Raw genomic sequence first — 18,083 nt, forward strand, 5'->3', positions numbered from 1 at the left:
GCAGTGCCGTGGCTCGGGAGACACAGACGGACAGAAATTGGGCGACTAGGCGCCGCTCGGGCCGGCGTTCAGACCCACGCGTGCAGACCGGCCGCGGTGAGCACGTCCTCCCCGCCGTCGGGTTGGCAGACGGCCCAGCGCGACCGGTCGGCGTCGGCGGGGAACAGGTGTTCGGGGACGATGGGCATCGGCACCGGGGCGTACCCGCCGCGACGCATCGCCGTCGGCCCGGGGAACCGCTCGACGACTTCGCCACCGGCAGTCACCTCGAACCGGCCGTCGTCGGCCCGGCGGTAGGCGTACTGGAAGGCGTGCCGTCCCGCGTCACCGAGGGCGTCGACGTGTTCGAAGACGGCGACGACCTCGGTGCCGACGCTCAGTTCCAGTCGCGGCCGTCCCTCGTCGACTCGGACTTCACGCCACTGGAGGTCCGCCGCCGGTGCGCGGGCACAGGCGTAGCTCCCGTCCGACAGCGGCACGCGGTCGGGGCCCTTGTAGAAGTGTCTGCCGTCGGGCTCGTCGACGGCCACGCACGCCGGGTCGCCAAGCACCGTCGCGACGACCTGCGTGAGCGTCGTTCCGGTCGCCGCCGTCGAGGGGACGACGAACAGGCAGTCACGGCCCTCCCGAAGCGCGTCGGCGAAACGCGGGACGAGTCCGGACGGCCCCACGTCGGCCTCGGTGAGCGGTTCGATGGCGACGGGGCGCGGGATCTCCGCGTCGACGAGGCCGACCGCGGCGTCCTCGGGTTCGGCCAGCGCTGGCGGTCCCCGCAGGTCCTCACGCACCGTCACGTCGTAACCGGCCCGTTCGCACAGCGAGACGCCGTGGTCACGGACCGAGGGATACACGGGCATCGTTCGGAGAGAGGGGCCGAACCGGCAAGAAGTCACCCCCCAAGGCTACAGGTTCAGCGCTGCCGTGTCCTCGTCGTCGGCGTACCGGTCGCGGCCGTCCCAGTCGGCGATGCTCGACCGAGTCTCCCAGACGGCGGTTTCGAGGTGAGTCTGTGCGATGTGGGAGTCGTCTCGGAACGCGTGCCGAGCGGCGTCTTCGGCCAGCAGTTCGAGGTCGCTGGCCGCGTAGCCCTCGGTGGGTTCGACGACGGCGTCCCAGTCGACGTCCTCGGCCACCGGTCGGGTCCGGAGGTGGACGTCGATAATCTCGCGGCGGGCCTCGGCGTCCGGCGGCGGCACCTCCACTCGCTCGTCGAACCGACCGGAGCGGCGCAACGCCCCGTCGACGTCCTCGACGAAGTTCGTCGCGCCGACGACCACCACGTCGTCGGCCGCAGCGCCCTCCAGTTCGGTCAGCAGTTGATTGACGAGTTGCTGCTCGCTCGTGTTCATCGACCCCCGCCGGGAACTGGCGATGCCGTCTATCTCGTCGATGAACAGGACGCAGGGCGCGTTCGCCCGCGCGATGTCGAACAGTTGGGCGACGTTGCGGGCCGGTTCGCCCATCCACTTGCTCGTCACGTCGGCCGGCGACACCTCGACGAACGAGTGACCGAGTTCGCCCGCGAGCGCCCCGGCGAGGTGGGTCTTGCCACACCCCGGCGGGCCATAGAGCAACAGCCCAGAGAGCACGTCGATGTCGTACTCGGCGTAGGCGTCGCTGTTCTCGATGGGGTCTAGCACCGTCTCTTCGAGACGCGCCTTCAGATCGGCCATCCCACCGACCGCCGAGAAGTCCCGGTCCGGGTCCGGGTCGACCAGATTCGTCGCCTGCAGGTCGACGCCGTCGGGTTGGACGACGCCGCCCTCGGCCACGTCCGCCGGGTCGACCCAGTCGGGGATGCTCGTCTCGGTCTCGGCGGCGGCCGACGCCAGATGGGGCGTCCCGATGGGTTCGTCGGCGCGGAGCGCCGCCCGAGCGGCGTTCTCCGCGAGCAGTTCGAGGTCGCTGGCCGCGTAGCCGGCCGTCTCCTCGACCACCGAGTCGAGGGCGAGATCCTCGGCGATAGGGCGGCCGGCGAGGTGGAGACGGAGTATCTCGCGGCGGGCCTCGGCGTCCGGCGGCGGCACCTCCACTCGCTCGTCGAACCGACCCGAGCGCCGGATAGCGCCGTCGACGTCCTCGACGAGGTTCGTCGCGCCGACGACCACCACGTCGTCGGCCGCGATGCCCTCCAGTTCGGTCAGCAGTTGGTTGACGAGTTGCTGCTCGCTGGCGTTCATGTCGCTGTCGCCGTCGCGAGAGCCGGCGATACCGTCTATTTCGTCGATGAAGAGGATGCAGGGGGCGTTCGCTCTGGCGACGGTGAACAGTTCCTCGACGTTCTTTGCGGGTTCGCCCATGTACTTGCTCGTTACGTCGGCCGGCGATACCTCCACGAACGAGTGGCCGACTTCGCCGGCCAGCGCACCGGCGACGTGCGTCTTCCCGCATCCCGGCGGTCCGTGTAAGAGGACGCCATTGACGACGCCGATACCGTACTCCTCGAACGTCTCCGGGTCTTCGAGCGGACGGACGACCTTGTGGTTGAGCGTCGAGAGCAGGTCGCTCATCCCCCCTACGTCCGCGAAACTCCGGTCGGGATTCGGGTCGACCAGTCTCTCGGCGGACATATCCACGCCGTCGGGTTGGACGACGCCGTCGTCGTCTGAGCCCTCGCGGGTCACCGTCGGCGCACCGCCGGCCCCCGACGGCCGGGGCGGTGTGTCGGTCCCGTCGGTCTCGTCCGGGTCGTCCTCCTCGCTCGTCCCGATTCGCTCGCGGATGTTCCGTTCGAGGCGGTCCGGGTCGACTTCGTAGCCGTAGGTCGCGAGGCGGCGAGGTCGTTCGCTGACGAACGCCGCGAGCCACCCGTGCGTTCGCATCTCCCGCTCTGGCGCATCTGGGTCGCGGAACGTCACCATCGCGGCGTCCTCGGAGTGAGGGGAGTGAAACTCCGCCAGCCAGAACGGGAGATACACGCGCTCGACGTCAGTCACGCCCTCGAACCCGGCGGGGTCGAAGTCGCCGGGCAACCCGTAGGACTCCCGGAGCTTCCGCAAGAAGACGTTCGCGGTGCCACCACACTGTTGGCGGTACTCCTCGACGCGGCGGGGAAGCAGCGACTCGGCGTCGCCGGTCGGCACCTGAAACCGGAAGAGGACGGATCGACCGAGGCCCGGGTCGTCGAGGCCGAAATCGTAGTCGCTGGTCGCCCGACGCACCGGACTGTTCGTCCCGTCGGCGTACCGGGCCAGCGCGTCGTCGTTGTCCGCCCAGAGCCCGTCGAGCAGTGCCGTCGCCGCCTGTCGCTCGGTCCCGAACAGTTTGCCCTCCCCGGTCTCGTAGGCATAGGAGACGCGGAAGACTGGGTAGAACACGCGGTGGAGGCGGGCCAACTGCTCGTCGTCGCCGAACTTCGTCAGCGTTCGCTCTGCGAGCGTCTCCCGAACCGTCTCGGCGTCCGGGAGGCGCCGGTCCGCATAGATGTACGGTCGCAGTCCCATCGTCACTCACCGTCGCGAATCGCCCGTTCGGCCGCCGAAAGCGCCTCGTCGGCGTCGAACGCCTCGATAGCGTCTCGCTGTGCCTCGGGGTCGTCGGCCAGTTCGCGCGCGTGGGCTGTCACGTTCGGAATCGCCCGGACGATGTTGTCGATGATGGGGACCGTCGCGACCTGCGCCGACCGGCTGAGCGGGTTGAGGTCGACGACGAGTTCCGTCTTGCCCATCTCGCCCAGCGCCTCCGCCCGGTCGCCGTCTTCGAGGGGGACCAGCACCACGTCGGCGTCGCCGATGCCGTCGGCGTCGACCTTCGCACGTTCGTGGTCGAGGCCCGGGATGCGGCCGTCGGCTTCGAGTCCCAGCACCGCCTCGGCGCCGTGTTCGCGGAGGTACTCCGCGATGGCGTGAATCCGCTCTTCCGTGCGGTTGAACAGGTTCACTTCGAGGTCAGCGCCGGTCGCCTCGGCCAGTTCGACGAGTTCGCCGGGGACGAGGGCGGCGGCGTTGCCGTTCACCGAGACGACGGCGTGGTCGGCCTGCAGGATGTAGGCGGCCGCCGCTCGCTCGGCCCGATCAGCGCTCTCGATGGTCCGTTCGCCCAGCAGATAGTCGTAGGCCTCGCCGCGGCCCTGCGCGATGAGTCCCTGTCTGGAGGTGATTCCGCGGTCCACGCCCGCCTCGATGCGGTGGCGCGTCAGCAACGACTCGTAGCGGGGATGGCTCTCGGGTACCTCGACCTCGTCGCTCATATATTCCACTCCGACGCCGACCGTCGAAAAGTCGTCGGTCGCGGGCCGCTACGACGGCCCGTTCTCGACGGTCGCGCCCGGTGGGTACACCTCACAGACGCTCGCGTCGTAGCCCGCGTCGGTCAGCCCCGTGCCGAACGAGAAGACCGTCTCGCCCAGCATCGCCATCGCCGCGTCGCCGCCGGCCTCGGTCACGTCCCGGATGACTGCCTGTACCGCCTCGGTCAGCAACTCGGCTTCACGGGAGAACTGCCGTGACGCGCGAGTGACGGTGTCGAGCGTCGGGTCTTCGACGACCATCGAGAGCGCTCGTTCGCCGGCCCGGGTCAGCGTCTCGGTGTCGCCGCCGACCACGTCGGCCGTCGACAGTTCGCCCAACGTGTGGTACTCTACGCGGGCGCGTGCGGGAATCGCGTCGACGTAGTTGTGCTGTGGCCCGCCGGGTTCGAGTCGAAGCGGCACCCCGCCACGGGCCTGCCCGACGACGTCGCCCAGTCCGGTCCCGGCCTGCACTTCGGCGCCGTGGGCGATCGTCACCAGTTCGTTGTACGAGAGGTGGCGGTCGAAGGCGGCGTTGGCCGCCAGCGCCGTCCCCAGCGCCATCGCGCCGGAGACCCCGAACCCGGCACCGAGCGGAAGGGGCGTCTCGGCGGTGACGCGTGCCGAGGCGCGGAGCGCCGCCAGTACTCGCTCGACAGCGTCCATCTCGACGCGCTCGCCGTCGAGTTCGACGGTCGTCTCGGCGGCCGGTTCGACTGTCACCGAGACGCCGTCGGAGAGTGCGATCCCGCCACCCCGAGACCCCGTCTTCGTCGGATCGTCCGCCCGGTCGACCGTGAAAAATCCGGTCACGTGGCCCGGGACGAACGCCCGTGCGTCGTCGCTCATTGCCCACTCATCGGGGACCGGCCCGCTTAACGGTTGGCGGTTCGACTCGTCGTCGGCCAGAATAGTCATCCAGCCAACACTCGGTTCCCCGACCCCTACCTTGATGTGCGTTTACCTGAGACCACCGTGTAAACAATGCCAACGATTAGCGCTCGGCTTCCCAGCGAGGAGAAGGCCGAACTCGACGACGTGGCAGAGTTGCTCTCCGAGGACCGCTCGACGACGATCCGCAAGGCGCTTCGCGAGGGACTGGAGACGCTGCGCATCCGCGTGGCCGTCGAGCAGTACCAATCGGGCGACATCTCGGCGGCGGAGGCCGCCCAGATCGCGGACCTCTCCATCGCCGAGTGGCTAGACGTGGCCCGCGAGCGCAATCTGACCACGCAACTGCAACTGTCGGACCTCGAACTCGACGCCGACACCGCCGCGGAGCTATGACCCGTATCTACCTCGGCCCGACCGCCGTCTACAGCCTCGGACAGGTGGGCGAACTGTCGCTGTTGGAGGCGTTCGACGGCGACGTGGTCATCCCCGACCCAGTCGTCGAGGCGGTGCCGGTCGAACCGACCGCCACCAACCTCTCGGAGTTTCTGGCGGGGGGCGACGTGGAGACGACCGTCGACGAGGGCCAGATAGAGCGGGCCCGTTCGGTGCTTGGCGAGAAGGACATCGGTGCTGCCGTCACCGTTCTGGCCGGCGTCCTCGCACACCGCGACCAGTCCGACCGCTCGGCCGTCGCAGTCGTCTCCGAGGACCGCACCGTCCGCCGGACCGCACAGGGACTCGGCGCCGAGGTGACGAGCAGTTTCGGCGTCGTCGTCCGCGCGGCCATCGAGGACAAGTATCTCAGTCCGACACAGGCAAAACGCATCGTCCGGCGCATCGACCAGCACGGGATGCACCTCACGGGCGAGTTGCGAGAGCGGGCGGTCGGCGAGGTGGCAGAGTAGTGCCGCGACCGGCGGAACCGCCCACCCCCGCGCAGTCGGGCGACCACGCGGGTTCGCCGATAGTCGCGAAAGCGTGGGTTTAACACTCCGGGCCCCGACCCTCGGAGTATGCAGGGTAATCTTCCGCCTGAAGCACAGGAGAAGCTCGAGGAACTGCAGGATCTGCAGGAGACCGCACAGCAGGTCGCTGCCCAGAAACAGCAAGCCGAGACGAACCTTCAGGAGTCCCGCACCGCGCTGGACGAACTCGAAGACGTCGACGAGGACACGACGATGTACCGCGAAGTCGGCGAACTTCTCGTGAAGACAGGCTTCGACGAAGCACAGGACGACCTCGAAGAGAAGGTCTCCAGCCTCGAAGTCCGCGTCGAGACCCTCGAAAAGCAGGAAGAGCGCGTCCAAGAGCAGTTCGAGGACCTGCAGGGCGAACTCCAGCAGATGCTCGGCGGCGGGCCGGCCGGCGGCCCCGGCGCTGGCGCGTAAGTCATGCCGACCGACGACGAGGTCGTCGAGGTGGCCGCTGACGCGGCCGAAAACGTCGTCTTTTCGCGGTTCGACGCGAGCGATGTCGAGGACGTCGACGTGACCGTCACCTTCGAGGACGACGTACTCGAAGTCGACGTCTACGTCAACGCACCGGAGAGTCGCGCCGACGAGAAACGGGTCGCCGACGACGCCGCGCTGGCCGCTCGATCGGCCGTCGACGACCTGTTCGCCGACGACGAGAACTGACAGGTCGTCTCTCACACACCGATTCGGTGTGTGGCGACACTCACTCAGTCAGTGGCGACACTGACACGTCTCATCGACTCACGATAGCGACCAGTACCGAGAACGTAACCGGGGCGATGAGAACAAGATGCCACAGCGTCCGCTCGTGCGCTCAGGTCCGGTCGCTCGCGAACCCGGTCCGGAACGCGATCCACCCGAGGACGCTGACGAACAGGATGGGGGGCAGAATCATAAAGCCCCACAGCGGGTCCAGTCCCCATCCGAGCAACAACACGAGGTCGAACAGACCGATAGCCACGAACGGGGCGACGTACTTCGTGGCCTGCCAGCGGTCGACGCCGCCCGTCTCTGAACCCCCGCTTTTGTCGTCATCGTCGGCCGATAGCAGGTCCTCTGTGGTCCGTTCGGCCGTCTCCGCGTGGACGGAGTCGTCCATACCGGCACTGAGTGACGGACGAGCAAAAACACCGCGCTTGGTCGCTACGTGGGTCGCGTGAGCGGAACGGGCGAAGAATCAGCCGGGTTACTGCTCGCTGTCGGTGCTCGTCTCGGTCTCGGTCGTCTCCTCGTCGCTGTCGTCCCCGTCGTCGGGGGTCACGTCGCTGACCTGCGAACCGAGGTCACCGTCGAGGTCGCCAGCGATGTGCTGCTGGACCAGCGAGTGAATCTCGCTGACGAAGTCGGGGACCTGTTCGGGGAGGTCCGCGGGCGGGCCGCGTTCGCCGTCCGGGCCGACGTCAGCGGGCGGGCCCTGACGCTCGGCGCTGGCGTTCGCTGCCTCGGCGTCAGAGTCGGACTCGTTCGACTCGGCCATCGCCTCGCTGTCGGCAGCGTGGTCATCGGCGTCCGTGGCGTTCTCGTTCGCGTACTCGTCTGCCTGTGCGCCGTCCGCGTTGTCCGAAGCCTGTGCGCCTGCCGCCGCGGGCAGCGCCGCCGCCGACCCCGTGACGACGAGGACGGCCAGCAGCGCGCCGGCAATCGTTGTGAGTTTCATCGTTCGTTGACTCCACCCGACCCTGTGGACCGACTGTACTTGAAGGGGGAAAGCAGAGAACCCGGATGAACTCGATTTAGTCCGTTTTAGCCGTTCTACGTCCCGTTTTAATCCGGATTAAACGGGATTAGCGGGTGGCGTCACTCCTCTGTCTCCGGTAGCGTGTGCTGGCGGCCCGGCGTGTCGGCGCGCGCGACGGTGCGGGTCCGGCCGACGAGGTAGCCGTCGGCGTCGTCGGCCGCCCACGGCGGGGCGTCCTGTAGCCACACGGCGGCCGTCGCGCCCCGACAGGCCCGTGCCCACTCGCGGGCCAGCGGCTTCGAGTCGAAGGTCCGGACTGGTCCCTCACGGTTGACCCAGCGACCGGCGCGGGCGCTCACCCGACGTGCGGACGGCTTCACGACGACACGGTAGGTGTCCTCGGCCACGGACGTCGTTGGGGCCCGCCCTCCGTAAAACCGACCGCGGGCTAGCTTTTCATACCTACCCGCCAAACTGTACCGTATGGAACACGAGGCCACGGTCGAAGGGGTCGGTGTCGGCGTCAGCGAAGAGGGGGCGGGAACGCCGGTCGTGTTGCTCCGCGCCCGCGGGGAGATCGTCCCGATTTTCGTCAGTTCCGATCAGGCCCAGTCGATGCAACTGGCCATCGACGGGGAACCGTTCGAGCGACCGCTCACCCACGACTTGCTGGTCGAGATGGTCGCGGAGTTCGGCAGCGCCATCGACCGTGTCCGTATCGACGACCTTACCGACGGCACCTTCTACGCGAAGATAGACACCGAGCAGTACCTCGACGACCGCCGCAAAGAGATGGTGTTCGACGCGCGTCCCTCCGACGGCATCGCAATCTCGTTGCGCGTGGACTGTCCGCTGGTCGTCTCCGACGAGGTGGTCGACGCCGCCGGACGCTCACCCGAGGAGTTCGACACCGGGGACGAGTTCGGTCGCTGAGTGGAAAGGTACTCGGCGAGCGAGCGCTTTCGCTCGGGTATGGGCTACGAGGCAGTCATCTTCGACAACGACGGCGTCCTGCTGACGCTGACCAGCATGGACGCTCACCGCGACGGGACGCGCGAGGCGTTCGCGCGCGTCGGGGTCACCAACCCGCACCCGGACCACGTCGAGGCGATGAGCATCGGCGTGACGGTGGACCGACTGGAAGCGGTCTGTGCGGAGTACGACCTCGACCCCGAGGCGTTCTGGGCGGCACGCGACGGCGCCATCTCCGAGGCCCAGCGTGCCGAGATGACCGCCGGCGAGAAGCGCCCGTACGACGACATCGACGCACTCGACGCCTTCGACACGCCGCTGGGCGTCGTCTCCTCGAACCAGACGGCGACGGTGGAGTTCGCCTTCGACCACTTCGGACTGGCCCCGCACTTCGAGACGGTCCACGCACGCGACCCGACGGTACAGAGTCTCGAACGCAAGAAGCCACGTCCGTACTACGTCGAACGGGCACTCGCCGACCTCGGCGTCTCGGAGGCGCTGTTCGTCGGTGACAACGAGTCCGACGTTCGGGCCGCCCACGCCGCGGGCATCGACTCGGCGTTCATCCGCCGCCCGCACCGCGTGGACACCGACCTCTCGGTGGCGCCCGACTACGAGGTGTGGGGGTTAGACGACGTCGTGAGCATTGCGGAGTGAGTGCCGGGAGCGTCAGGGTTGGTAACTACCTGAGGACCATCGTGGTGTAGCTGACGTAGAGCCCGAAATCACACTTTCCAACGACAGGCACGGACGGCCGTGCATGGAAAAGTCGGTCAGCGATTCATCGGGAGACAGGGCCACCGCGGCCCAGACGTCACAGACACCGCGCGCGTTTCTCGATTCGCTCGTCACTCGGCTCCCCGAACCAGCCGTCGTCGTCGATACGGAGCTGCGCGTGCTCGCTGCGAACGACCACCTCTATACGCTCGTCGAAACCCCGGCCGAGACTGTCCTCAGTCGCTCGCTCCCGGACCTGTTCCCGGCGGCGACCCGCGGCCGCATCGAGGCCAACTGCGCCCAGACCGGCGAGTACGTCACGACCTGCTGTCAGACAGTCGAAGACGACCGCTGGGTCGACCTCGCGTTCGAGCGCCACGAGTCAGAGGGCGAGACGGTGTATCTCGGTATCGGCCACGACGTGACCGAGCGACAGGACCGCGAGCGAACGCTCGAAGCGTACGAACGCATCGTCGAGACCATCGAGGACGGGGTCTACACACTCGACGATACCGCCACTATCCGGACCGTCAACGACGCGATGTCGTCGATTACCGGCTACGACCGGGAGACGATGGTCGGATCGGACGCGTCGTTGCTCGCCGACGAATCGGCCATCGACCGGGCGGCGACGCTGAGTCGACAGCTCAGAGACGGCGACCGGGACGTAGCGACCATGACGACGGAACTCCAGACGGCCGATACTGGGACCGTCCCCGTCGAGACGCGGTTCTCGGCGTACAGCATCGACGACGACCACTACCGACAGGTGGGCGTCGTCAGAGACGTCTCCGACCGCCAGCAGTTCGCTCGTATGCTCGCGGCGCTTCACGACACCACGCGGCAACTCCTCCGAGCCGAGACGAAAGACGACGTGGCGACGGTCATCACGGAGACGGCAGCGGACGTACTGGACCTCTCGGGGGCGACCGTCTACCTGTTCGACCGGAGCGAGAACCACCTCCGGCCGACCGCTGTCGGCCCGGACGCGACCGTCGACGAAACCGACCTGTCCCCTATCGGTCCGGACGGCGGCCTCGTCTGGGACGTCTTCGTCGACGACGAGGGGGTGACGCTGGGGACGGGCGCTATCTACCGTTCGCTCACTGACCACGGCGTGTTCTACGCGCAGACGCCCAGCGACGGACTCGACGAACGGACGCGTGAACTCGTGGACTTGCTCGCGAGCAGCGCCGAGGCCGCACTCGCCCGCGTCGACCGCGAGATGGCACTGCGAGAGCGTGAGGAAGAGCGCCGTCAACAGAACGAAGAGCTCAGACAGTTGAAGGAGGTCAACGCCATCATCCGTCGGGTCGACCGCGCCCTCGTCGAGGCCGACACCTGCGAGGCCATCGAGCAGGCCGTCTGTGACGAACTCGCGTCGTCACAGTGGTTCTCGTTCGCGTGGGTCGGCCGGTCGACCGAGGCGGGCGTCGAGCCACGCGCGTGGGCCGGTCGGTCGTCCAGCTATCTCGATGCCGTCACGCAGTCGGCCGCCAGCGACGGCGGACCGCCCGCCGTCCAGACCGCACGGACGGGGACGCCGACACTCGTCCCGTGTATCACCGACGACCTGCGACGGGAACACTGGCGGACCGAAGCTATCTCCCGTGACTTCCGCTCGGCAATCAGCGTCCCGCTCGCGTACGACGATTTCCTCTATGGCGTGTTGACCGTCTACGCCGACCGGACCGAACACTTCGGCGAGATGCTGGAGTCAGTGTTCGTCGAACTCGGCGAGAGTATCGCGAACGCGATGCGAGAGATAGCGTCCCGCCAGCGACACCTCGGCGACGACGTCGTCGAACTCGCCCTCTCGGTCCCCGCTCCGAAACCGTTCACCACGCAGTTGGCTCGGCGACTCGACCAACCGATCACGTGCGAAGGCGTGGTCCCCGGCGAGGCCGACACCACGCGACTGTTCGTCAGCGTCCCCGACGTCGAGCAAACCACGGTCGCGGAGACGATAGCCGAGATACGGCGAGTCAACTCGGTGTCGTCGGTCTCCGAGGGCCTGTACGAGGTAGTCGTCGAGGGCGATACGGTCGTTCGAGCGGTCACCGACCAGGGGGCACGACTCGGTGGCCTCGAAGCCCGGTCCGACCGCGTCGACGTCGTCGTCCACCTCGCCTCCGAGGTGGACGTGCGGACGTTCGTCGAGCAACTGGAGAGTCGGTACGCCGACGTCACGTTGAACGCCAGACGCGAGAAGACGACGCGCCGGCCGAACCACGGCAGTATCCGCGCCGCCCTCGAAGAGAAACTCACCGACCGCCAACTGGAGGTGCTGCAGACGGCGTATCTCAGCGGCTTCTTCGACTGGCCCCGTGAGACGACCGGCGAGGAAGTCGCGTCGATGCTCGACATCACCCAACCGACGGTGAATCGCCACCTACGTGTCAGCGAGCGGAAACTGCTCGAACTGGTGCTCGGCGACGGCTGATCGGGTCGCTATCTGTATGGTGCGTCTCGTCGACGGGGGCAATCTGTATAGCCAGAACGCGTTTTTTACAACGGGATGATTGGCCGATAGCGGAGTGCAACCGATGACAGGAACCCAACACGTGTACACTACGTCGCCGTCCGAACCACTGAGTCAGACGATCGTCTACGGCATCGCCGACACGAAGGGTATCGACCCGATGGACTTAGACGAGTGTCTCTACGACTGTATCGACCCAGAAGCGCTCGATGAGTTGTTCGACTCCTCGGACGGCAGTCTCGTCGGCACCTTCTCGTTCTCGATGTCGGGGTGTCGCGTCGAAGTCGAACGCGGACAGAAAGTACTCGTAACCGAACGGCAGGACGAGCAGACACGAGTCGGGGTTACCGCCTAACCCGTCGACCTTTCTGTACGATTCCACGTCGCCGAGCGGCGACCCTCTCAGTCGTCGGCGACCAGCGTCTCGTCCTCGTCGGTCACGAGGCGATCCATCGCGTCGACCATCGCCCGCACGGAGGCCCGGGTGATGTCCGAGTCGCTCGCGGAGACGGCGACGTGGTCGTCGCCACGAGACATCTCTATCTCGACGGTGACCATCGCGTCGGTCCCGCCGGTGATGGCGTCGACGTGGTAATCTTCGAGCGTCGCGTCGGCGGTGTGAGAGAGCGCCGCCTCGGCGGCGTTCATCGCGGCGTCGACGGGACCAGAGCCGACGGCGGCCTCCTTGCGTTCCTCGCCGTCGACCGAGAGACGCACGCTCGCCGTCGGCGTATCGGACCCGGAGACGGCCGTCAGCCCGAGCAGTTCGACGCGGCGGTCCTGCTCCTGTCCGGTCACCTCGTCGGCGATGGTCAGCAGGTCGGCGTCGGTGACGCGCTTGCCACGGTCACCGATCTCCTTGACACGGCCGACGATTTCGGAGAGTTGCTCGTCGGTGACTGAGACGTCGTGTTCGTCGAGTGCGGCCTGCACACCGGCGCGGCCGGCGTGCTTGCCGAGTGCGAGACGGCGCTCGCGGCCCACCTTCTCGGGCGGGTACGGCTCGTACATCGCGTCGTCTTTCAGCGTGCCGTCGGTGTGGATGCCCGACTCGTGGGTGAACGCGTTCTGCCCGACGACGGCCTTGTTCGGAGCCAGCGGGATCCCGGTTCGGTTGGCGATGAGGTCGGCGAGGTCGTACACCTCGGTCAACTCCATCGTCTCGACGCCGTAGCCGTGGTCCAGCGCGATGGCGACCTCCTCTAAGGCGACGTTGCCGGCCCGTTCGCCGATGCCGTTGATCGTCCCGTGGACGAGATCCGCACCCGCGGCGATGGAGACCAGCGCGTTCGTCACGGCCAGTCCGAGGTCGTCGTGCGTGTGGGTGCTGACCGGGCCCAACTCGGAGAGCCGTGCGACGCATTCGAGCGCGCGATCCGGCGTCGCGTGGCCGACGGTGTCGGCCCAGCAGATGCGGTCGGCGCCCGCATCGAGCGCGGCCCCGAGCAGTTCTTCGAGGTAGTCGAGGTCCGCGCGCGACCCGTCCTCGCCGATGACCTCGACCCAGAGGTCGTTCGCTTTGGCGTACTCGACGAGTTCGACCGTCGACTGGACGTTGTCCGCCTTCGAAGTGCCGACCTTGTCCTCGATGTGGCGGTCGCTGGCCGGGACGACGAGGTTGACGCCGTCGACCCCACACTCCAGAGCGAGGTCGATGTCGTTCCGGATGCCGCGGCAGAAACTCGTCACCGTCGCGTCCAGATCGAGTTCCGCGACGCGCGAGATGGTCTCGCGCTCGCCCGGCCCGGTACAGGCGCTGCCGGCCTCGATGACGTCGATACGCGCGGCGTCGAGTTTGCGCGCGATGTCGGCCTTGTCGTCCGGCGTCAGCGAGACACCGGGGGCCTGTTCGCCGTCGCGCAGCGTCGTATCGAGAAACTGTACCTCACCGACCTCGTCGAGGGGACGCGTCGCTGGATGGTCCCCGAACAATGTATGCTGGCTCACAGAAGATTCACTTCCGTCACTCTTGGGGGCGAATTTCACACCCAGCCGCCTCGCGGCGACTTCCTCTATCCTCCGTCGGGTGTTCCGACATGGTGTTAGCTACTCACACGTTCATCCTTTAAAATCTGCCGGAAGGACCGCGGGGGTGGTCCACACACCGGTCAGTCCGCTACGACGACCGTATCGCCCTCGCTGACCCCCGCAGCCGCCCCCGCGGGCAACTCCAGCAGCGTGTCGGCTCTGGCCCACCCGACGCCGTACCACGGCGGGACCGTCTTGACCGCCTGTACCTCGTCGTCGGCCAGCCACAGCACGTCCAGCGGGAACGGGACGAACAGCATGTGGATAGAGCGGGTCTCGGCGTCGTCGAACGGAAAGACGAGCGCGTAGTCGTCGGGAATCGACCGGCGGAACATCAGCCCCCGGGCCTGTGCGAACAGGGACTCGGCCTGTTCGACCTCGTGAGCGAGCGTTCGAGGGGTGCCCTCCGGGTCGTGGACGATGCGCATACGCCGGCCGAGACGGCCGCCGGGCAAAAGCGTTCCGTCGATCGACTGGGAGTCAGATTCAGGTTCCTCCGGGCCCCACCAGCGGACATGGAGAAGGCACCGGGCGGGACGAGCGTCGGCGTCGACGACCCCTACGACCACGTCGACCGCTGTGACTTCGTCACCGACGAGGGGAAGTGCCGGTGGGCGCGCGAACACGGCCACCACGACCCCGACTTTGCCGACGCCCGGAGCGCCGAGGCGTTCCGGTGTCCGGCGGCAGTCGGTCCCGATGGAGAGACTGAAGGGGCGGAGTGGGACTGGGGCGATTGCCCGCACTTTCGCTGTCGGAACCGCGACAGAGAGTGCATCCGGTGCGGGCTCGAAGAACGACGGCTGGCCCACTCCGAGGAGCGGCCGTTGCTGGAAGAACATCACCTCTCGTACGACGAGACGCGAGAGGGCGAGGACCTCGCCCACGAAATCACGGTGTACCTCTGCCGGTGGTGTCACTCGAAGGTCCACAACTCGTGGGCGCGGGTCGACGACGACGTGAATCCCGACCCCGAGGCCATCGCCGAGAAGGAGGGTCGCCGCTCGAAAGAGCAGTCGGAGATGGGCTTTCAGTCGGCGGCCGAACGGTACGACGACGAGTGACGGCGGGTCGACCGAAGACGGGTGGGACTGATACTGGTGGCTGTAACAAACTGAAGTACTTCGCCACCCCGGGGTGGCGAATATCGTTACGAACTTACAGCCACCAGTATGAGAAGGGTGAACGGCGCGACGCGTCCGTCGGGACTGAGAGGGACTTTCTGACTGTTCTCGGTCGCTGTGCCAGTGGTTTAGAGGGCAGCCCCGGTCATCGCTAGCCCCGTTTCAGGGGATATATACGCGCCGGTGGCGTGACACTATCCAATGACTCACATCGTCGTCATCGACAATCACGGACAGTTTACGCATCTGGAGCAGCGTGCGCTCCGGGACATGGGCGTCGACGTCGAACTGCTGGACAACGACACGCCGCCCGAGGACATCGACGCGGACGGCATCGTCCTCTCCGGTGGCCCGGACATGGACGACATCGGCAACTGCCCCGAGTACCTCGACCTCGACGTTCCGGTGCTGGGCATCTGTCTCGGGATGCAACTCATCGCGAAGGAACTCGGCGGCCGCGTCGGCAGCGGCGAGTACGGCGGCTACGCCGACGTGACCGTCGAGATCCTGGACGAGGACGACCCACTAATCGGCTCGTTGGCCCCGGAGACGCGCGTCTGGGCCAGCCACGCCGACGAGGTGAAGGAGGTGCCCGAGGGCTTCGAGCGCACCGCGACGTCTGACGTCTGTGGCGTCGAGGCGATGAGCGACACCGACCGCAACCTCTTCGGCGTCCAGTGGCACCCGGAGGTCGCCCACACCGAGGAAGGCGAGGCCGTCTTCGAGAACTTCCTCGCGGTCTGTGACCGGCAATCCGCACCCAAGCAGTAACCGACAGCAAGCGACTGTTTTATGTGCCGACGCGGGGAGTGAGTAATAAATGACTGCGACGCAGGGGAACCTCGCCAGTCTCTCCCGGTTCATCTTCCGGGCGCCGAACTGGTACGCGAGTCTCGCGTTCGCCCTGTTCATCGCCGCGCTGACCGGCGTGGCCGCGTTCGACTCGCGGTTCGTGCTGGACGACGCGTGGCAGGGCGTCTTCTTTATCGGCTTTCCGACGGCTATCGCAGGTGCCGTCACGCCGTGGGTCGACCAGCGACTCGACGGCCAACTCACCCCCAATCGTGCCTCCCTGCTGGCGCTCATCTGCGAACTGGTTACCATCGCGTTCCTGACCACTGCGGGCGTGATAGCCCTCGTCAGCCCGAGGTTCGGTCAGAACTTCGTCTTCGACGTCCTGCTGGTGGCGCTGGCCTCCATCTTCGCATTCCGACTGCTCATCCTGATGGCCGTCTCCCGGCACTCCCTGCTGAAGGCGGCCATCCCCGCGAGCATCCAGACCGTCGCCGCCGCCGGGTTACTGGCCGTCTACAGCGGTGCCACGGCGTTCATGTTAGACGACCCGGTGCTACAGGAGATGTTAGCCCGGGCCGAACAGGCCCCGCCGGAGATTCAGGGGTTCATCCCCGCGGACTTCGTCTTGCTTGGGATCATCTGTGCCATCTACGCGCTTGCAGTGTGGCTCTTCCTCGTCGTCATCGACCGGCCGTGGCGCTCCTCGCTGGGCGTCTCGGCGCTTGACTTCCTCCGTGGCTTCATCGGCCACATCGCCGAGGGCTCGGACGAACTGGAAGCGTTCTTCGAGGACATCGGCGAGGAGGCCATCGTCCCGGTGACCGTCCTCTCGGTCCGGCGGCCAAACGGCGAAGAGAAAGCCCGGTTCGTCCTCCCGATGATACACCCCGGTCCGATGGGCGAGATCGGCGGGGGGAACCTCCCGAAGCGGGTCGCCGAGTCCGCCGACGGCCTCGCCTTCCCGCCCCACGCCACCGCCGGCCACGACTTCAACCTCGTCACCGAACGGGAGGTCGACACGATTCTGGACACCGCAGACCGCGCCTTCGATGACATCGAGTACCACTCGGAGGCGACCGTCGGTCACCGCATCACCGAAGGAGAGGCGACGCTGACCGGGCAGGCCTTCGGCGGCGACGCCTTCGTCGTCACCACGTACGCGCCCGGGTGTGCCGACGACGTGGACTACTCCGTCGGCCTCTCGGCCATGTCCGAGGCCCGGTCGGGCGACATCGAGGACGTCCTGTTGGTCGACGCACACAACTCGAACGACGGGCTGGAGGGCGACGACCTCGGCCACGTCGTCCCCGGGAGCCAGCGCTCCTTCGACATGATACACGGGACCGGGAAACTCGCCCGCCACCTCACCGAGGCCGAGACGGGGCCGGTGCGCTGTGGCGTCGCGTGGGACGAGACGCCGTGGGAACCCCAGGAGGGCATCGGCCCGCTGGGTATCCGCGTCTGCGTCTTCGAGGTGAACGGCGACCGCACTGCGTACGCCCTCATCGACGGCAACAACATGGAACCCGGCCTCCGGGACCGCATCGTAGACGCCGTCGACGGGGTCGACACCCTCGAAGTGATGACCAGCGACACGCACATCGTCAACACCGTCGAGGCCGAGAATCAGGTCGGACAGGCCATCCCCGAGAAAGAAGTCGTCGCGCTGGTCGCGGACCTCGTGGGCCGCGCCGTCGCCGACCTCGAACCCGTCGAGGCCGGAATGGCCAGCGACACGGCCGAGGTGACGGTGTTCGGCAACGACCGCACCGAGACGCTGGCGTCGACGGCCAACGCGATGGTGTCGCTCGGCGGGGCGCTGGCGGCGGCGTTCATCATCGTCGTCATGGCTATCAGCGTCCTCATCTTCCTCGTCGCCGGGGTGTGAAGGCGACGGCGGTGTGCCTGCCCACGTACACGGTCGGGACCGACAGCGGCGTCGCTCGGCGGCACGACGCGCTGTAGAACCCTCGTCCGACGCCGCCGACTCGCGACGCTCGTCGGGTAGTGTCGGTAGGAACGCCGAGGAGGAGATTTGAACTCCTGAGTCCGTGAGGACAGTTGCTCTCGAAGCAACCGCCTTGGCCAGGCTAGGCTACCTCGGCTCACCTCTTTGTACCGCAGTTTGCTCTTTAGGCGTTTCGATTCTGGGGGACTGTGTTCTCGACACACATATACCGGATGCATGACA

At 67.2% G+C, this 18,083-nt stretch carries 20 protein-coding genes and 1 tRNA gene; 11 read left to right on the forward strand and 10 right to left on the reverse strand.

Going from position 1 to position 18,083, the window contains the following annotated elements; genetic code table 11:
* Positions 1-68: 68 nt before the first annotated feature.
* The 4 genes from NDI85_RS06980 to NDI85_RS06995 are packed head-to-tail and all read right to left on the reverse strand — an operon-like array spanning position 69 to position 5,077.
* Complete coding sequence (locus NDI85_RS06980; protein ID WP_188993432.1) at positions 69-857, reverse strand: hypothetical protein; 789 nt, start codon at positions 855-857, stop codon at positions 69-71.
* A gap of 45 nt (positions 858-902) precedes the next feature.
* Positions 903-3,443, reverse strand: coding sequence for an ATP-binding protein (locus NDI85_RS06985; RefSeq protein ID WP_310915344.1), 2,541 nt, complete (start codon positions 3,441-3,443; stop codon positions 903-905).
* 2 nt (positions 3,444-3,445) lie between these two features.
* On the reverse strand, positions 3,446-4,189 hold the full coding sequence (locus NDI85_RS06990; RefSeq protein ID WP_188993428.1) for a 4-phosphopantoate--beta-alanine ligase: 744 nt from the start codon (positions 4,187-4,189) through the stop codon (positions 3,446-3,448).
* Between the two features lie 48 nt (positions 4,190-4,237).
* Positions 4,238-5,077, reverse strand: a complete 840-nt coding sequence (locus NDI85_RS06995) for a pantoate kinase (protein WP_310915345.1) — start codon at positions 5,075-5,077, stop codon at positions 4,238-4,240.
* Between the two features lie 135 nt (positions 5,078-5,212).
* On the opposite strand from NDI85_RS06995, the gene NDI85_RS07000 reads away from it, so the two are divergent.
* The 4 genes from NDI85_RS07000 (at position 5,213) to NDI85_RS07015 (ending at position 6,759) form a co-directional block, all read left to right on the forward strand.
* Positions 5,213-5,515: a UPF0175 family protein gene (locus tag NDI85_RS07000; RefSeq protein ID WP_166968469.1), complete on the forward strand. Its 303-nt coding sequence runs from the start codon at positions 5,213-5,215 to the stop codon at positions 5,513-5,515.
* Complete coding sequence (locus NDI85_RS07005) at positions 5,512-6,027, forward strand: hypothetical protein (protein WP_188993424.1); 516 nt, start codon at positions 5,512-5,514, stop codon at positions 6,025-6,027. The genes NDI85_RS07000 and NDI85_RS07005 overlap by 4 nt, the downstream gene beginning before the upstream one ends.
* A gap of 108 nt (positions 6,028-6,135) precedes the next feature.
* Positions 6,136-6,510: a prefoldin subunit beta gene (locus tag NDI85_RS07010; protein WP_189001326.1), complete on the forward strand. Its 375-nt coding sequence runs from the start codon at positions 6,136-6,138 to the stop codon at positions 6,508-6,510.
* 3 nt (positions 6,511-6,513) lie between these two features.
* On the forward strand, positions 6,514-6,759 hold the full coding sequence (locus NDI85_RS07015; protein ID WP_189001324.1) for a DUF3194 domain-containing protein: 246 nt from the start codon (positions 6,514-6,516) through the stop codon (positions 6,757-6,759).
* A gap of 151 nt (positions 6,760-6,910) precedes the next feature.
* Here the strand turns inward: NDI85_RS07015 and NDI85_RS07020 are convergent, their stop codons facing one another.
* From NDI85_RS07020 to NDI85_RS07030, 3 genes are all read right to left on the reverse strand, one after another.
* On the reverse strand, positions 6,911-7,195 hold the full coding sequence (locus tag NDI85_RS07020) for a hypothetical protein (protein ID WP_189001322.1): 285 nt from the start codon (positions 7,193-7,195) through the stop codon (positions 6,911-6,913).
* 87 nt (positions 7,196-7,282) lie between these two features.
* Entirely contained in the window at positions 7,283-7,753 is a 471-nt protein-coding gene (locus NDI85_RS07025; RefSeq protein ID WP_189001321.1) for a hypothetical protein, read from the reverse strand.
* Positions 7,754-7,893: 140 nt separating this feature from the next.
* Positions 7,894-8,181 (reverse strand): hypothetical protein, encoded by a 288-nt coding sequence (locus NDI85_RS07030; protein ID WP_189001319.1) that lies wholly within the window; start codon positions 8,179-8,181, stop codon positions 7,894-7,896.
* Between the two features lie 76 nt (positions 8,182-8,257).
* Here NDI85_RS07030 and NDI85_RS07035 point away from each other — a divergent pair, with 76 nt between their 5' ends.
* The 4 genes from NDI85_RS07035 (at position 8,258) to NDI85_RS07050 (ending at position 12,300) form a co-directional block, all read left to right on the forward strand.
* Positions 8,258-8,707 (forward strand): bifunctional nuclease family protein, encoded by a 450-nt coding sequence (locus NDI85_RS07035; protein WP_189001316.1) that lies wholly within the window; start codon positions 8,258-8,260, stop codon positions 8,705-8,707.
* A 39-nt stretch (positions 8,708-8,746) separates the two neighbouring features.
* A complete protein-coding gene (locus tag NDI85_RS07040; protein ID WP_310915346.1) occupies positions 8,747-9,403 on the forward strand; it encodes an HAD family hydrolase in 657 nt (218 codons plus the stop codon).
* Positions 9,404-9,506: 103 nt separating this feature from the next.
* Positions 9,507-11,906 carry a bacterio-opsin activator domain-containing protein gene (locus tag NDI85_RS07045; protein WP_189001314.1) on the forward strand — a complete coding sequence of 800 codons (2,400 nt, stop codon included), beginning with the start codon at positions 9,507-9,509 and terminating at the stop codon, positions 11,904-11,906.
* Between the two features lie 103 nt (positions 11,907-12,009).
* Entirely contained in the window at positions 12,010-12,300 is a 291-nt protein-coding gene (locus NDI85_RS07050) for a HalOD1 output domain-containing protein (protein WP_189001312.1), read from the forward strand.
* Positions 12,301-12,347: 47 nt separating this feature from the next.
* Here NDI85_RS07050 and NDI85_RS07055 read toward each other — a convergent pair whose 3' ends face one another.
* Positions 12,348-13,892, reverse strand: coding sequence for a 2-isopropylmalate synthase (locus NDI85_RS07055; protein ID WP_310915347.1), 1,545 nt, complete (start codon positions 13,890-13,892; stop codon positions 12,348-12,350).
* Positions 13,893-14,053: 161 nt separating this feature from the next.
* The gene (locus NDI85_RS07060; RefSeq protein ID WP_310915348.1) at positions 14,054-14,401 is read right to left on the reverse strand and encodes a DUF192 domain-containing protein; all 348 of its coding nucleotides are present in this window, start codon (positions 14,399-14,401) and stop codon (positions 14,054-14,056) included.
* 87 nt (positions 14,402-14,488) lie between these two features.
* Here NDI85_RS07060 and NDI85_RS07065 point away from each other — a divergent pair, with 87 nt between their 5' ends.
* The 3 genes from NDI85_RS07065 to NDI85_RS07075 all read left to right on the forward strand — a co-directional run bounded on the left by NDI85_RS07065 (position 14,489) and on the right by NDI85_RS07075 (position 17,780).
* Positions 14,489-15,037, forward strand: coding sequence for a hypothetical protein (locus NDI85_RS07065; protein WP_166968452.1), 549 nt, complete (start codon positions 14,489-14,491; stop codon positions 15,035-15,037).
* A gap of 261 nt (positions 15,038-15,298) precedes the next feature.
* Positions 15,299-15,868, forward strand: a complete 570-nt coding sequence (locus NDI85_RS07070; RefSeq protein WP_166968451.1) for a GMP synthase subunit A — start codon at positions 15,299-15,301, stop codon at positions 15,866-15,868.
* Between the two features lie 49 nt (positions 15,869-15,917).
* On the forward strand, positions 15,918-17,780 hold the full coding sequence (locus NDI85_RS07075) for a DUF2070 family protein (protein WP_189001309.1): 1,863 nt from the start codon (positions 15,918-15,920) through the stop codon (positions 17,778-17,780).
* A gap of 132 nt (positions 17,781-17,912) precedes the next feature.
* Here NDI85_RS07075 and NDI85_RS07080 read toward each other — a convergent pair.
* Positions 17,913-17,997 (reverse strand) — tRNA-Ser (locus tag NDI85_RS07080).
* Between the last annotated feature and the right edge of the window lie 86 nt (positions 17,998-18,083).

This window comes from Haloarcula sp. S1AR25-4 (genome assembly GCF_031624555.1).
GTDB classification, from domain to species: Archaea; Halobacteriota; Halobacteria; order Halobacteriales; family Haloarculaceae; genus Haloarcula; species Haloarcula pellucida.